This is a genomic window from Amycolatopsis rhizosphaerae (genome assembly GCF_007713715.1).
Classification (GTDB): Bacteria; Actinomycetota; Actinomycetes; order Mycobacteriales; family Pseudonocardiaceae; genus Amycolatopsis_E; species Amycolatopsis_E rhizosphaerae.
The window spans coordinates 1-1,197 of sequence record NZ_VJWX01000868.1; the positions used below are offsets into that span (position 1 = coordinate 1).

At 72.9% G+C, this 1,197-nt stretch carries 1 protein-coding gene; it reads left to right on the plus strand.

The window, feature by feature from the left end; genetic code table 11:
• The coding region (locus FNH05_RS37510; RefSeq protein WP_246128173.1) for a YeeE/YedE family protein at window positions 1-1,197 on the plus strand (1,197 nt) is incomplete at both ends.

The following is a 1,197-nucleotide window of genomic DNA, read 5'->3' on the forward strand; positions in this document are numbered from 1 at the left end:
GTCCCCGACCCGGAGGAACCCGTCCGCGTGGTTCCCCTTGCCGTCGCCGGGGTGCTGTCCGTGGCGGCCGTCTGGTTCGTGTGGTCGTCCTACGGCGGCAAGTTCGGCGCGCTGCTGCTGATCGGGCTGCTGCTCGGGGTGGCCCTGTTCCACTCGCGGTTCGGCTTCACCTCCGCCTGGCGGCAGCTGATCGCGGTGGGCAACGGGTCCGGGCTGCGGGCACACACGCTGCTGCTGGGCACCGCGGCCACCCTCATCGCGCTGATCGCGGGCACCGGCAGCGGGCTGTTCGGCTCCACCCCGAAGATCACCGCAAGCCCGGTCGGGCTGGCGCTGTTCACCGGTGCCGCCCTGTTCGCCGTCGGCATGCAACTGGGCGGGGCGTGCGCCTCGGGCACCCTGTTCGCGGTCGGCTCCGGGCAGTCGGCGATCGTGCTGACGCTCGGCGGGTTCATCGGCGGTTCGGTGCTCTACACCTGGGCGTACCCGGTCTTCACCGGCTGGCCCCAGGTTTCCGGTTTCCTGCTGGCCGACCACGTGGGCTGGTGGGGGTCGTGGGCCGTCACGATCGCGGTGCTGGCCGTGGTCGCCCTGATCACCCGGGCGGTGCAGGCCCGCCGGAACCCGCCGCCGGTCGGCGCGGTGCCGACCGCCCGTGGTTTCGCGCGCGTGTTCCGGGGCTCGTGGCCACTGCTGACCGGCGCCGTCGTGCTCGGCGTGCTCGCCGCCGCGGTGGTGCTGGTCTCGGGCGGCACCTGGGGGGTGACCTTCGCCTTCGCCCTGTGGGGCGCGAAACTGCTGCAACTGGTGGGCCTGCATCCGGAAACGTGGGAGTTCTGGCGAAGCAGCGGTAACGCCAAGGCGCTGGCCGGTCCGGTGTGGACGGACAAGACCAGCCTGACCGACATCGGCATCATCCTCGGCGCCGCGGTGGCCTCGGCCGCCGCCGGGGCATGGAAGATCCATTCCGGAATCCCGTGGCGCACCGCGGCCGCGGCCGTGCTGGGCGGGGTCCTCATGGGTGTCGGCGCCCGGCTCTCCGGCGGCTGCAACATCGGCGCGTACCTCGCCGGGATCTCCACCGGGAACCTGCACGGCTGGCTGTGGGGCGTGTTCGCGCTGCTCGGCACCTGGGTGGGCCTGAAGCTGCGGCCGCTGTTCGGCCTGGCCAACCCGGCCCCCACCGACAGCATCTGC